Here is a 12,267-nt window from a genome sequence, read left to right as displayed (position 1 = left end):
CCGCCCGGCACCGTCGCCAGCCGCACCGCCGACCAAACACTGGGCACCAACATCAGCGGAACAAACCCCAATAAGGGTTGAGTAAGGCAGGGGCGGGGCGAGTGGCCCCGCCCCGTGAAGCGATCCCTGCATTGCTCGCCGGTTCGTCGATGAACCGCGGCTGGTTGATGTGGCAACGGTTGCGAGACGTCAGCCTGAGGCATCCACCTTCCGGGCAAGCACAAGGAACCTACCAATGCTCCATACCATCACGGCCCTGTTTGTCGACGCCGCTTCGGCCAAGGCAGCGGTCGATCACCTGATCGAATCCGCCGGCGTCAGTCGCGAGCGGATCGGTATTTACGCCCGCGGCGCCGCTGCTTCCGGCGGAGGTGGCGGCGGGTTCCTGGCCTCGCTCAGGGATCTGTTCGTGCCAGACGAGGACCGTCGCACCTACGCTGAAGGGATCCGCCGCGGCGGCACGGTGGTGTCCGTCATCGTTGACCAGGATCGGCATGATCGGGTTATGGACATCCTGGAGGCGCAGGGTGCGGTTGATCTGGACGCGCAGGAGGCTGAGTGGCGGCGTTCCGGCTGGAGCAGCAACGAGGGCGGCGAAACAGGCGTCAACACTTCCCGCCCCGTGTCATCCCGGAACAAGACCGAAATGCAGGATGCCATTCCGTTGGTGGAGGAGCACGTCAGCATCGGCAAACGCAACATCGAGCGTGGCCGCCTGCGCTTGCGCTCCTACGTCGTGAAAACTCCTGTTCAGGAGCAGGTCGCGCTCCGGGAGGAGCATGTCGAGGTGCAGCGCCGGCAGGTCGACCGCCCTGTTGACATGGTCGACGCGGCGTTTCGCGAACGCACGGTGGAGGCCACGGAAACGGCGCAGGAGGCCGTGGTCGTGAAGGAGGCGCGCGTGACCGCCGAAGTGGTGGTCGAGAAGGCCATCACCGAAAGGTCGGCGACGGTTCAGGATTCGGTGCGCCACACCGAAATCGAGGTGGAGGATACCACGGGAACCATCGCCTCCAGGACGCCGGACCGGACCTGACAAGATCATCAGTCTCGTGCGTATCGCTGAACCAGAGCGCCTTGTAGAGTCGTAATGGTCGCACGGGTGGTCCGAACTTGTTGTCTGCCGCGCTCACCTCTGATGGCGACATGCTACCGCCGTTGAGCGGAGAGCAACCTGTTGAAGATCAACAAGGGCCATCGGAAACCACATCACCGGAAACAGATTGCCATCCACCTTGGGTGGCTATTCCGGTGATGGACCCAGCCGCACCGTTCTGGGCAATTCGTGCAGCAGCGGAGCGGCACAGCCTGCCAGCTTGAAATCATGCGCAGCAAGCCGAAGACGCGGCACAGAGCTTGTTGGCCCGGCACCAAGCCCCGGCCTCGTGCGTTGTAGTAGGGCGCCGCGCCCGCAGCAGGTGCACGATGTGATGCCCGATGCTCCCGTCCATCCTGCAGGGCGGACAGCTCAGCGCTGGTGCCGCCGAACCTGGGTTGTCTGCTGGGCCGTTGACATGCCGCGAAAACCCTCGATAGGATTCCATGGCGATTGGCTCGCGTCGCTTAACGATGCGGCGTCTAGGAAAGCGTGTCCGGCCGGATCGATCGCCGCCGACGAGGATTGCGCGATGAAAGGTTTTCAGGGGCGGATCGGCGTGGTGACGGGTGCTGCCTCCGGGCTGGGCCGCGCCATCGCCATGGCGCTCGCCGCGGCGGGCGCCAAACTGCTGCTCATTGACCGGGACGAAGCGGCGCTTCGCGAGGTTGCCGCGCGCTGCACCGGTGCCGTGGCGGCTGCTGCTGATGTTTCGGATGCGGCGCGGATGGAGTGGGCGGCGGCGCAGGGACTGCGGCAGCTCGGCCCCGCCACGATGCTGGTGACAGCGGCGGGCATGCTGGGCCCGACCATGCCCGCAGTCGACGCTCCGGAAGCGGATTGGGATCGCGTCTTCGCCGTCAATGTGAAGGGCACCTGGCTGGCCACGAAATGCTTCGTACCGCAGATGCGTCAGGCGGGCGGCGGAGCCATCGTCACCCTGGCCTCCGCCGCCGGCCTCACCGGCTCGGCACAGCTGCAAGCTTATTCTGCGACCAAGGGCGCTGTAGTGATGTTCAGCCGCAGCCTTGCCCTGGCGCATGGGCCGGAGGGAATCCGCGTCAATTGTCTCTGCCCTGGCTCCATCGAAACGCCGATGCTGGCCGCGACCTTCGATGCCGCAGGTGATGCGTCGGCACGGGCGGCACGGGTCGAGGCCTTTCAGGCGCGCTACCCGCTACGGCGCTTCGGCCGGCCGGAGGAGGTGGCCGATGCCGCACTTTTCCTGTTGAGCGACAAGGCGAGTTTCTTGACCGGGGTCTGCCTGCCGGTGGATGGCGGACGCCTGGCCTGAGGCGCGTGTCGCCGGGTGTTGCCCGCCGGCAAGACGAATCAAGCGGCCGGAGGCGGCACGGACGGTCTCGGGGGTGAGGATGCAAGGAATGCGAAGGATGAACTGGCCGCGCCGCACGATCCTGGCCACGGCGTTGGCGGCCACGGGCGGCATGCCCTGGAGAACGGCGCGAGCCCCGGCGGCGGACCGGCCTCTACGACTGGTTGTCAATGCCGGATTGCAGGTTCTGGACCCGATCGCCGGGACCTCCTTCGTCACGCGCAACTTCGCCTACATGGTCTTCGACACGCTGGTCGCCATGGATGGCAGCGGCGCCATGCGGCCGCAGATGCTGCAGGGCTGGCAGATCAGCGAGGATCGTCTGACCTACCGCTTCACTCTGCGTCCCGGTCTTGAATGGCACGATGGCCGGAAGGTGACAGCGGAGGATTGCGTGGCCTCGTTGAGGCGCTGGGGGGCGCGGGATTCCACCGGCCGCCGCCTGATGGCCGCCGCGCGCGAACTACGGCCGGTTTCCGCCGGCAGCTTCGTGCTGGAACTGGCAAGGCCCTTCGGCGGCGTGATCAGCGCGCTCGGCAAGCCCAGCGTGCACACGCCGTTCATGATGCCGGCCCGCATCGCCACCACCACGCCGCCCAGCCAGCCGGTGAAGGAGATCATGGGCTCCGGTCCTTTTACCTTCCGGCAGGACAATTGGGTGCCGGGCGAGAGGGCGAGCTTCCGCCGCAATCCGCGCTACCTCCCGCGGGAGGAGCCGGCCGATGGCCTGGCAGGCGGCAAGCGCGTCTTCATCGAGCACGCCGAGATGATCACGATCGATGACGCCTCGACGCGCGCGGCGGCATTGCAGGCAGGCGAGGTTGATTACCTGGAATACGCGCCATTCGACTATCTGCCGATCCTGCAGCGCGACAAGCGCGTGACCTTGGCCAAGCCCAATGGCATGGCGCAGCTGATGGGCGGACTCGCCTTGAATCACGCCCAGCCACCCTTCAACAATCTCAGGGTGCGGCAGGCATTGCAGATGGCGCTGAACCAGGGCGAGATCGTCGCCGCGCATGGCCTGCCAGAGGGGATGTTTCTGCCGCTCTGCCAGTCCATGACGTTGTGCGGCACGCCGCTCGCCTCCGAAGCCGGGGGCGAGGCCCTGCGCCAGGTGGATCTGGAGCGCGCCCGCGCCATGCTGAAGCAATCCGGATACAACAACGAGCGCGTGGTGTTCCTGCACCCGCAAAGCTCGCCGCTGATCAATCCGATGGCCATGGTCGTGGTGGATCAGATGCGCAAGCTCGGCCTCAATGTGGACCAGCAGGCGATGGACTGGGCCACCGCCGCCCAGCGCTGGCTGAGCAAGGAGCCGGTGGAGCGCGGCGGGTGGAGCGCCGTTCCCGTGGTCTACACCGGTTTCGACCTGGCCGATCCGCTGGTGAATGTTGGCATCAGCTACAACGGTGCTGGCACGGCGCCCTGGCTCTACAACGATGCCGAGTTGACGCCGATGCTGCTGGAATTTGAGGCCGAGCCGGAGGAGAACCTTGCCCGGCGGCGCGAGCTGGCCGCCGCGATGAACCGCCGTGCCCTGGCCAATGTGAACTTCCCGCTGACCGGGCAATTCTCCAGCCCTGCCGTCTGGCGCAGCGAACTTCAGGGCGTCATCGATTTCGGGCTGCCCGTGATGTGGAACATCCGCCGGGGCTGAATCCGCCCGACACGCGACAGAAAAGGACATCCACCTTGCCCCGCCACATCGCCTGCCTGTCTTATGATTTCGACACTTGGTCCGGCTTCGCCTCGCGCGGGCTGACCACGCCGACACCGGTCTCGCGCGGGGAGTTCGGAATCGTCGGCGCCGCGCGCATTCTCGATCTGCTCGGCAGCCATGACATCAAGGCGAGCTGGTACATCCCCGGCGTGGTCATCGAGACCTATCCGGAGGCCTGTGCCCGCGTGGTGGAGGAGGGGCATGAGGTCGGCCATCACGGCTGGAGCCACGTGCCACCGGCCGAACTCCCCGCCGAGGTGGAGGCCGAGGAGTTCGCCCGCGCCGTGGCGTCAATCGAACGCCTGACGGGGCGGAAGCCGGCAGGCTACCGTTCGCCCGCCTGGGATCTCAGCGATCGCACGATCGACCTTCTGGTCGAGCATGGCTGCCGCTACGACAGCAGCATGATGGGCCATGATTGCGAGCCCTATTTCGCACGGCGCGGCGACAAGGTGGCGGCGGACGCGCCGCTCGTCTTCGGGGAAACCACGGATCTCGTCGAGATCCCGATCAGCTGGTCGCTGGACGACCACCCACATTTCGAGTTCTTCCGCACCAAGGCCGGTGTGATGCCGGGTCTCGCCAATGCCAACGCCGTGCTGGAGAACTGGCTGGCCGATTTCGAGTACATGTGCCGGACCAGCGAATGGGGCGCGATGGTGTACACCTTCCATCCCTATGTCAGCGGGCGCGGGCATCGCATGATGATGATGGAGAAGCTGATCGACGGCCTCGCGCGCATGGGCGCGGAGTTCCTGACGCTGGAACAGGTGGAGCAGGAGTTCCGCGCGAGGCAGACGCCTTGAACGCGGCGGTGCCAGGCCGTTTCGCCGGCCGCGCTGTCATCGTGACGGGAGCGGCGGGCGGCATCGGCGCCGCCACGGCCCGCCGCCTCGCCAGCGAAGGTGCGCAGGTCCTGGTCGCCGACCGGTCGACGGGTGTCGCCGCCACGGCGCGAGAGATCGCCGGCGCCGCGCTGGTGCTGGATGTCAATGAGAAAGGCGCGGGAGAGAGGCTCGCCGCGGCGGCGCTCAAAGCCTTCGGGCGGATCGATGTGCTGGTCAACAATGCGGGAATCGGCGGCAGCAGGACCCTGGCCGAATCGGATGACGACCTCATCGACCGGTTCGTGGACACCAATCTCAAGGCGGTGCTGCGCGTGACGCGGGATTGCCTGCCGCATCTGACGCGCCCCGGCGGTCGCATCGTGAATATCTCGTCGATCTTCGGATTGGTGGGCTATCCGGGAACGGCCGCCTATGCCGCGGCCAAGGCCGGAGTGGCACAGCTCACGCGGCAATTGGCCTGCGACCTGGGGCCCGAAGGTATCCTGGTCAATGCTGTCGCCCCTGGCGTGATCGAGACGGCGATGACCGCCAATCACCTGACAAATCCCCGTTACATCGCCAACATGCTGGCGCCAACACCGCTGCGCCGCAGCGGCAGGCCGGAGGAGATCGCTTCGGCGGTCGCCTTCCTGGCGTCCGATGACGCGTCCTTTGTGACGGGTCAGGTGCTGGTGGTGGATGGCGGCTGGCTCACATCCCGCGCTTCGCCCGCGCCTGAAGGATTTCATCCATGAAGCGCCGCACGTTCCTGGCCACCGGCACCGCCACACTGGCGGCGCCCGCGCTCGGCCTCGCACAGCAGAATCAGGTGCTGCGCTTCATTCCCCAGACGGATCTCAGCATCCTCGATCCGATCTTCGCCCAGGCCTATGCGACGCGGAACCATGGCTACATGGTCTTCGACATGCTTTATGGCCAGGACAGCGAATACCGCACCGCACCACAGATGGTGGAAGGCCATGTCACCGAGCAGGATGGGCTGCTCTGGCGCCTCATGCTGCGCGACGGACTGAAATGGCATGATGGGGAGCGGGTGCTGGCGCGCGACTGCGTGGCGAGCATTCGCCGCTGGGGCCGGCGCGATCCGTTCGGCCAGGCGCTGCTGGCCGCCACGGAGGAACTGTCGGCGCCGGATGACAAAACCATCCGGTTTCGCCTGAGGCGGCCCTTTCCGCTGCTGCCGGAGGCACTCGGCAAGTTGCCGCCGCTGCTGCCGGTGATGATGCCGGAGCGGCTGGCCGAAACGGACCCCTTCACGCAAGTCACGGAGATGGTCGGCTCCGGCCCGTTCCGGTTCCTGCCCGACGAGCGCATCTCCGGCGCTCGCGTCGCCTATGAGCGGTTCCGCGACTATGTGCCGCGCCCCTCCGGCACAGCCTCGGGCACGGCGGGTCCCAAGGTGGTGCATGTGGACCGCGTGGAATGGACGGTGATCCCCGAGCCCTCCACCGCCGTCGGAGCGTTGCGCTCGGGCGAGCAGGACTGGCTGGAATTTACCGCCAACGACATGATCCCGCTGTTGCGCGGGGCACGCGGCGTCAAGGTCGCGGTGCAGGATCAGGCGGGCATGATGTGTTTCATGCGGCTGAACCACCTGCACCCACCCTTCAACAATCCGGCGATTCGCCGCGCCCTGCTCGGCGCCTTTAACCAGGCGGATTACATGATGGCCGTGGCGGGCGAAGACCGCGCCATGTGGCATGCTCCCGTCGGGTTCTTCACGCCCGGCATGCCGATGGCGAGCGCCAAAGGCATGGAGGCCTTTCCGTCCACACCCGACTTTGACGCGGTGAAGCGCGCGTTGGGGGAAGCTGGCTACAAGGGAGAAACAGTGGTGCTGCTGGGGGCGACCGACCCCGCCTTCATTCAGGGCCTCAGCGAGGTAGCAGCAGACATGCTGCGCCGATGCGGCATGAATGTCGATTACCAGCTATCCGACTGGGGCACGCTGACGGCGCGCCGTTCCAGCCGGGAGCCGGTGGGGAAGGGTGGTTGGAGCTGCTACATGACGGCCATGACCGGTATCGACCTCGCCAACCCTGCGCTGCATGCGGCGCTGCGCGGCAATGGCCCCGACGCCATGGCCGGCTGGCCAGACCTGCCGCAGATCGAGGCGCTGGTCGGTGAATGGTTCGCGGCGCCGGGACTGGAGGCGCAGCAACACGTTGCAGAGCGACTGCAGGCGCAGGCCTTCCAAGATGTTCCCTATGTCCCGGCCGGGCAATTTCTCCAGGCGGCAGCCTATCGCGCGGGGCTGGAGGGCATCCTGCCGGGCTTTCCGGTGTTCTGGAACCTTCGCAAGGCAGGTTGAGCCGGCCGTGGAGGCTGCGGATCGCCAAGCGCCTCCTGGCTTGGCGGCTTCCCGAGCGTCACCGGGCCAGGGTGCCGACATCCCAGGCCCGAAAATCCGTGAGGCCGGGCCGCTTGCCCGCCTGGGGGTCACGCCTCAACTCCACGTCTGGAACGGGTCCGGTAGGCTGGTCCAGGTGTCCGTTCCGCCCGCTGTTCGCCATCCGTCGGCAGGCAGGCCTCGGGCGTCTGACGCAGGGAGCCTCGTCCATGTCGAGGCCGATGAAGACAATCTCCTGCCGTCGGTGGCCATAGGGTTCTGCCCCATCGCGCAGCACCCCGGCACGCCATGCGGGATCGCCCGGCCAGCGATGACCCGGCACCGCGGCAAACAAACGTCGTGCAGGCGGCATCGTGCCCACGGACATGGCCTCGGATGTCGCCGGCGAGTTGCCGAACCGCGACGCCATCCTGGGCATGCACCCAATCCGCGGTATCGCGCCTCTTGAAGACGTCCCGGAAACCGTCTGTTTCCTCGTCGGACCTCTCGCGGGCTACATCACGGGCGAGACCCTGAACATCGCCATTGGCCTCGGGATCTGAGAGCCGAGAACCGGACCACTCGGTGGATCGTCACGCGATCTGCCAGGCCGCAGCCGTCAGGACCGCGGCTGCGGCCACCTGACACCCAGGGTAAGAGTTGCGCTGCCGCATTGGTGAGGCTGGCGCTCCTCGTCGCCGATCACGGTCGGCTGTGCTGGAGCTGACATCGCCGTGCCGGACACCGCATCCGAACGGCGGCATTCGGATCGTGAGGCGATCGTCACGTACCCTTCGGGATCGCGGCGGCATCGCCTCCTGGCAGCGCAGGAAAGCGGCGGCTGAGAAAGGCGGAGCCATGGAGGCCGAAGCGCCAGGGCGTCTCGCTTCCCCGGGAAATGCCGATCCGTGGCCCGCTGATCACCGGCACCTCCTCTTGCGCGGCAAGGATCGAGAAGGGTGGTTCGCGCAGGGGATGACCGTCCAATGCTCCTGTGATGCCCAGCGCCTGGCTCAGTCGCCCTGGGCCACTGCAAAGCAGCTTCAACGCCGTGACGCCGCGTCGCCGCTGCATCAGTTCGATACCTGCCAGGGGCTGCAATGCCCGGACCAGGACCGCGCTGCCGCGCGGCTCGGTGCCACAGACGAAATTCAGGCACCAATGCAGGCCGTAGGACCGATACACATACGCATGGCCTGGCGGGCCGAACATCGAAGCGTTGCGCGCTGTCCGTCCGCCATAGCTGTGCGACGCCGGGTCTTCATGATCGTAAGCTTCCGTTTCAACGATCAAGCCGCCGGCGCCGTCCACCAACAGGGTGGTGCCGATCAGATCCCGGGCCACACTGAATACGGGGCGGGCGAAGAAGGCACGAGAAATACCAGTCAAGCCTATCTTACCTCCCGATCCAAGCGAACCCGAGCGGGCACCAAGCAGTTGATCCATGTCCCTGACCCGAGCGACACGATGCTGCGCCGAATCTCTGGCGGATGGCGAGCCGGGCAGCGACGCACTCCATACCTGCCGCATGTTCTCATGCTGGCGAAAGGGTGAAGCTGAGCGAGCGGATCAAAGCGTGCAACCGGACCGAACCATGGTCCTCATTCGGAAATTCCACGAATTCAGAAGCAAGTCCCGCGTCCCGAAGCGAGGCCGCCAGGGCCCGGGCGTTGCTGATCATCCGCCGCCCGGCGCGTAGCGCTCCGCGCGGACCATCGCCGCACTCTTCCAACCCCCCGACCGTCACCAGCAGCCGGGTGTCGATGGCCGCGGCCGGCGGATTTGCGGTGAAATGGCGGGCCGCCTCGATCATCCTGCCCTCACCCCACCACAAGGATGGGCTGGCGGCGACGAGACGGTGGAACAGGCCTGGGCGGCTGAACAATGCGTGCAACGCGAAAAGGCCGCCCAGCGAGTGGCCGAACAGCGCCAGCCTCCCCGGATCCACGGGATAGCGGCGAGCCAGCTCGGGCAGCAGCGCCCTCTCGATGAAGCGAAGGAAAGCACCTCCGCCGGGATGATCTCCAGGAATGCCGGAAGGCGGCGCGTAGTCGCGCATGCGGGCCGGCGGGTCGTAGGCAGCGTCCCCCGGATGGCCGAGGCCCAGGATAAGGGCCGGGAGGGGGCGAGCCGAGGTGGTTCGCCACCTTAAGGCGCGGTAAGCATCCACCGCCGTGGCAAAGCCCGCATTGGCATCCAGGATCATGAGCACCGGATAGCCCTCGGGCGGCGGCGGCTCCTCAGGCCAGGCGAGATAGATACGATGCGAGTGCATCGGATGTGATCCGGCCGGCATGTCCCACCACGCGGTGTTCGGCAGCTTGACGGAGGAAGGTGGCATCAGGAACTCAAGTAAAGCTTTGATTCATGCTCAACATCAGCAGTGCCGCGGCCAGCCTGGGGATGGCTGCGGGACGGTAGCATAGCAGCATCGCGATCAGCATGGCGTCCACGCTCAGGATGCCGAACCAGAGCAGCAACCCGTTTCCCCAACCCTCCATGCCGACGAGGCGATACAGGACGGCGGCCAGCAACAGGAACCCGGCGCAGAGGAAAACCCTTCGGCGGCAGGTTGAGATGCTCCGTCGGTGGAGCACCTGTTCCTGGTGCCGCTCCATGCTCAGACACAGAGCGGTGAATCCGGTGAACGTCAAGGCGAAGGCCGGGATCAAGGCAGGCCGGCCGTTTCCCGTGCAGGCCGCACGGAGCCGTCGCGTTGGCGTTTCTGCTTCGCAAGGGCGGGCGCGGGTTGCCGTCCTGTTCTCCAGGACAGCATCGCCAGCACCGCGCCGCAACCCAGCAGACCCAGGCCAGCAGACCCAGGTCGAACCCCGCCCGCACGATATCGCCGCCGAGCATCGTGGCCAGGAGGTGGCGCTGGGTGAGGAACGCATTCGCGACCGGCAGGAGCATGAACGCCACGCCTCCAATGGCGAACTGATCCGCCCAGGCGCGTTGCCTTGAGCGCAACAGCGGATGCAGGAAGCAAAGACTCCAGGCGATGACGAAGAGGTGCACCTCCCACTCCGCCCGCCGGGGCATGTCGAGCGGCAAGGCCCGGCTCGCCCAGAAGAAGACCGCCATCGAGAGCGGCAGACCTGCGATCACGGCGATGTTCAGATGCTCGGCCAGGCGGGTGCCGAAGCCGGTGCGTCCGCTACGAGCCGCCTGCTGCCGTTGCTTCACCGTCCAAAGCAGGCAGCCGGTGGCCACCATCAGCGTGCCGGCCAGGCCGGAAAGCACGAACAGCGTGCGCAGGAGCGGACCGGCGAAGCGGCCGATGTGCAGGCCGTACATCACGCCTCGAACCTCCGCCGCCGGGCGGATGCTGTTGCTGCCCTGGAGCAGGGCGCCGGTTACGCCGTCAAAGGCCAGGCTTTGCGGATTGTAGGAGATGCGCTCGGAAGCGAGGCGGATGATCTGGATGGTGGCCCTGGCATCGCCCGGGTTGGTCACGACGATGCGGCCGATCCTGCTGCCGGGCCAGTGCCGCTGCGCTTCATCCAGCAGCGGAGCGATGTTCACCAGCGGCTGATGCACGCCGGAGCGTGGGCGAGGAGGCGCATTGCCGAACGCCTCGGTGTTGAAGGCGGCGCGCTGTCCGGGATAGACACGTTCGATGCCCCACGGCCTGACCATCAGCATGAACAGCACCAGGCCCGTATAGGTGATCATGAGATGATAGGGCAGGGCCAGCACGGCGCAGATGTTGTGCCCGTCCAGCCAGGAACGCTGGCCCTTGCCGGGGCGGAAGGTGAAGACATCGGCGAAGATGCGCCGGTGCGTGATGATGCCGCTGATGATGGCGACCAGCATGAACATGGTGCAGACACTCATGATCCAGGGTCCCCACAGCACACCAACGTAGTGAAGCTGGAAGTGGAAGCGGTAGAAGAACTCACCGCCCACCGTATCGCGCGTTGCAACACGTTGGCCGGTATCGGCATCCAGGACCGCGTCGCGGAAGCGTCGCCCGGCGGCGGCCGGGTCACGCCTGAAGACGCGGGTCGTCGTCTCCCTTCCATCCGGCAGCGTGATGAACCAACTCGGTGAGTCTGGCGCCAGGGCTTGCATGGCGGCCATGGCCACCTCTGCATTCCTTGGTCCCGATCGGGAAAGCGACAGTTCCGGCCGCATCCAGTAGGAAATCTCGGGCCGCAGGTAAGCGGCGGTGCCGGTGAGAAAAACGGCAAACAGCACCCATCCGACCAGCAGCCCCGACCAAGTGTGCAGCCAGGCCATGGATTGGCGAAAGCCATCCTTCACGGTGAACGTCCCTGCAGAAGGGCAAGTGCCAGCGCCAGTGCCACAGCCACGGCCGGCAAGCCCGCCCAGGCGCGCAGCACGCCGGGGGCGGCGAAGGCCCAGACAATTGCGGCCGCGTAGATGGCGAAGCTCGCCATGGTGGCGGTCAGCACCGCCTCCGAGCGCGGCAAAGGCAACCCGATGGACAGCGTCATGGTGAACAAGGCCGCCAGCGTGTAGCCACCGCCGATGCCGGCCAGCAGCCGCATCAGGATGCCGGCACGCCGCCGCGCCAAGGCACCCGGCCTGCACCAGATGCGGAGGGCGCCGAAGTTGGCGGGAATGCCAGGCATCGTTGGATCAGATCCCGTGCCGGATGAAGTCGGTGACGGCGCAGCCAGAACGGCAGCGGCGGCCGCGGGAAAAGCAGCTGTTCTCAAGCCGTGGGCCGGCCTGGTTGGTCACGTTGGCCCGGCGCCGCCCTCCGGCACGGTGTTGTGCAGCCGGGCGGAAACGATCTGGCGCGGCACACCGCGACTGGGCTAGCCCTGCACGGATCCGGAAAGGTTCATGCGCCGTGTTGTAAGCTGCCCTGAACCATCCGGAAGCATCCAAGATCATCTGAAACTGAGATGCATTCGCATTATTGACTCAGTAGATCGGGACGGCTCATCCTGCAAGGGACGCCGTTCG

Annotated in this window: 11 protein-coding genes and 1 pseudogene; 7 read left to right on the top strand and 5 right to left on the bottom strand. The window is 66.5% G+C overall.

The window, feature by feature from the left end; all coding sequences use genetic code 11:
* Positions 1–235 precede the first annotated feature (235 nt).
* The 7 genes from D2K64_RS19490 (at position 236) to D2K64_RS19460 (ending at position 7,892) form a co-directional block, all read left to right on the top strand.
* Positions 236–1,036: a YsnF/AvaK domain-containing protein gene (locus D2K64_RS19490; RefSeq protein WP_120010054.1), complete on the top strand. Its 801-nt coding sequence runs from the start codon at positions 236–238 to the stop codon at positions 1,034–1,036.
* Between the two features lie 592 nt (positions 1,037–1,628).
* Entirely contained in the window at positions 1,629–2,390 is a 762-nt protein-coding gene (locus tag D2K64_RS19485) for an SDR family NAD(P)-dependent oxidoreductase (RefSeq protein ID WP_120010053.1), read from the top strand.
* A gap of 97 nt (positions 2,391–2,487) precedes the next feature.
* Positions 2,488–4,089: an ABC transporter substrate-binding protein gene (locus D2K64_RS19480; protein WP_238384308.1), complete on the top strand. Its 1,602-nt coding sequence runs from the start codon at positions 2,488–2,490 to the stop codon at positions 4,087–4,089.
* A gap of 35 nt (positions 4,090–4,124) precedes the next feature.
* Entirely contained in the window at positions 4,125–4,958 is an 834-nt protein-coding gene (locus tag D2K64_RS19475; protein WP_120010051.1) for a polysaccharide deacetylase family protein, read from the top strand.
* Between the two features lie 8 nt (positions 4,959–4,966).
* Positions 4,967–5,734, top strand: coding sequence for an SDR family NAD(P)-dependent oxidoreductase (locus D2K64_RS19470; protein WP_238384307.1), 768 nt, complete (start codon positions 4,967–4,969; stop codon positions 5,732–5,734).
* Positions 5,731–7,311: an ABC transporter substrate-binding protein gene (locus D2K64_RS19465; protein ID WP_120010049.1), complete on the top strand. Its 1,581-nt coding sequence runs from the start codon at positions 5,731–5,733 to the stop codon at positions 7,309–7,311. The genes D2K64_RS19470 and D2K64_RS19465 overlap by 4 nt, the downstream gene beginning before the upstream one ends.
* Positions 7,312–7,703: 392 nt before the next feature.
* Positions 7,704–7,892 carry an SDR family oxidoreductase gene (locus D2K64_RS19460; RefSeq protein WP_120010048.1) on the top strand — a complete coding sequence of 63 codons (189 nt, stop codon included), beginning with the start codon at positions 7,704–7,706 and terminating at the stop codon, positions 7,890–7,892.
* A gap of 220 nt (positions 7,893–8,112) precedes the next feature.
* Here D2K64_RS19460 and D2K64_RS19455 read toward each other — a convergent pair whose 3' ends face one another.
* The 5 genes and pseudogenes from D2K64_RS19455 to D2K64_RS19435 all read right to left on the bottom strand — a co-directional run bounded on the left by D2K64_RS19455 (position 8,113) and on the right by D2K64_RS19435 (position 11,927).
* A complete protein-coding gene (locus D2K64_RS19455) occupies positions 8,113–8,775 on the bottom strand; it encodes a DNA-3-methyladenine glycosylase (protein ID WP_120010047.1) in 663 nt (220 codons plus the stop codon).
* Positions 8,776–8,863: 88 nt separating this feature from the next.
* A complete protein-coding gene (locus D2K64_RS19450; protein ID WP_157985957.1) occupies positions 8,864–9,604 on the bottom strand; it encodes an alpha/beta hydrolase in 741 nt (246 codons plus the stop codon).
* A 73-nt stretch (positions 9,605–9,677) separates the two neighbouring features.
* Positions 9,678–9,947: a DUF3325 domain-containing protein gene (locus tag D2K64_RS26270; RefSeq protein ID WP_370765150.1), complete on the bottom strand. Its 270-nt coding sequence runs from the start codon at positions 9,945–9,947 to the stop codon at positions 9,678–9,680.
* Between the two features lie 574 nt (positions 9,948–10,521).
* Positions 10,522–11,571: pseudogene (locus tag D2K64_RS26265) on the bottom strand (PepSY-associated TM helix domain-containing protein); the annotation flags it as partial.
* 20 nt (positions 11,572–11,591) lie between these two features.
* Positions 11,592–11,927, bottom strand: coding sequence for a DUF3649 domain-containing protein (locus D2K64_RS19435; protein ID WP_120010044.1), 336 nt, complete (start codon positions 11,925–11,927; stop codon positions 11,592–11,594).
* Positions 11,928–12,267 lie beyond the last annotated feature (340 nt).

Source organism: Teichococcus vastitatis (assembly GCF_003604215.1).
Classification (GTDB): domain Bacteria; phylum Pseudomonadota; class Alphaproteobacteria; order Acetobacterales; family Acetobacteraceae; genus Pseudoroseomonas; species Pseudoroseomonas vastitatis.
This window is presented reverse-complemented; position numbering and strand designations above follow the sequence as displayed.

Bases quoted from the DNA above. Each gene is read 5' to 3' on its own strand.
- D2K64_RS19480 (WP_238384308.1), top strand. From the start codon at position 2,488: ATGAACTGGCCGCGCCGCACGATCCTGGCCACGGCGTTGGCGGCCACG.
- D2K64_RS19465 (WP_120010049.1), top strand. From the start codon at position 5,731: ATGAAGCGCCGCACGTTCCTGGCCACCGGCACCGCCACACTGGCGGCG.
- D2K64_RS19490 (WP_120010054.1), top strand. From the start codon at position 236: ATGCTCCATACCATCACGGCCCTGTTTGTCGACGCCGCTTCGGCCAAG.
- D2K64_RS19485 (WP_120010053.1), top strand. From the start codon at position 1,629: ATGAAAGGTTTTCAGGGGCGGATCGGCGTGGTGACGGGTGCTGCCTCC.
- D2K64_RS19455 (WP_120010047.1), bottom strand. From the start codon at position 8,775: ATGGATCAACTGCTTGGTGCCCGCTCGGGTTCGCTTGGATCGGGAGGT.
- D2K64_RS19435 (WP_120010044.1), bottom strand. From the start codon at position 11,927: ATGCCTGGCATTCCCGCCAACTTCGGCGCCCTCCGCATCTGGTGCAGG.
- D2K64_RS26270 (WP_370765150.1), bottom strand. From the start codon at position 9,947: ATGGAGCGGCACCAGGAACAGGTGCTCCACCGACGGAGCATCTCAACC.
- D2K64_RS19450 (WP_157985957.1), bottom strand. From the start codon at position 9,604: ATGCACTCGCATCGTATCTATCTCGCCTGGCCTGAGGAGCCGCCGCCG.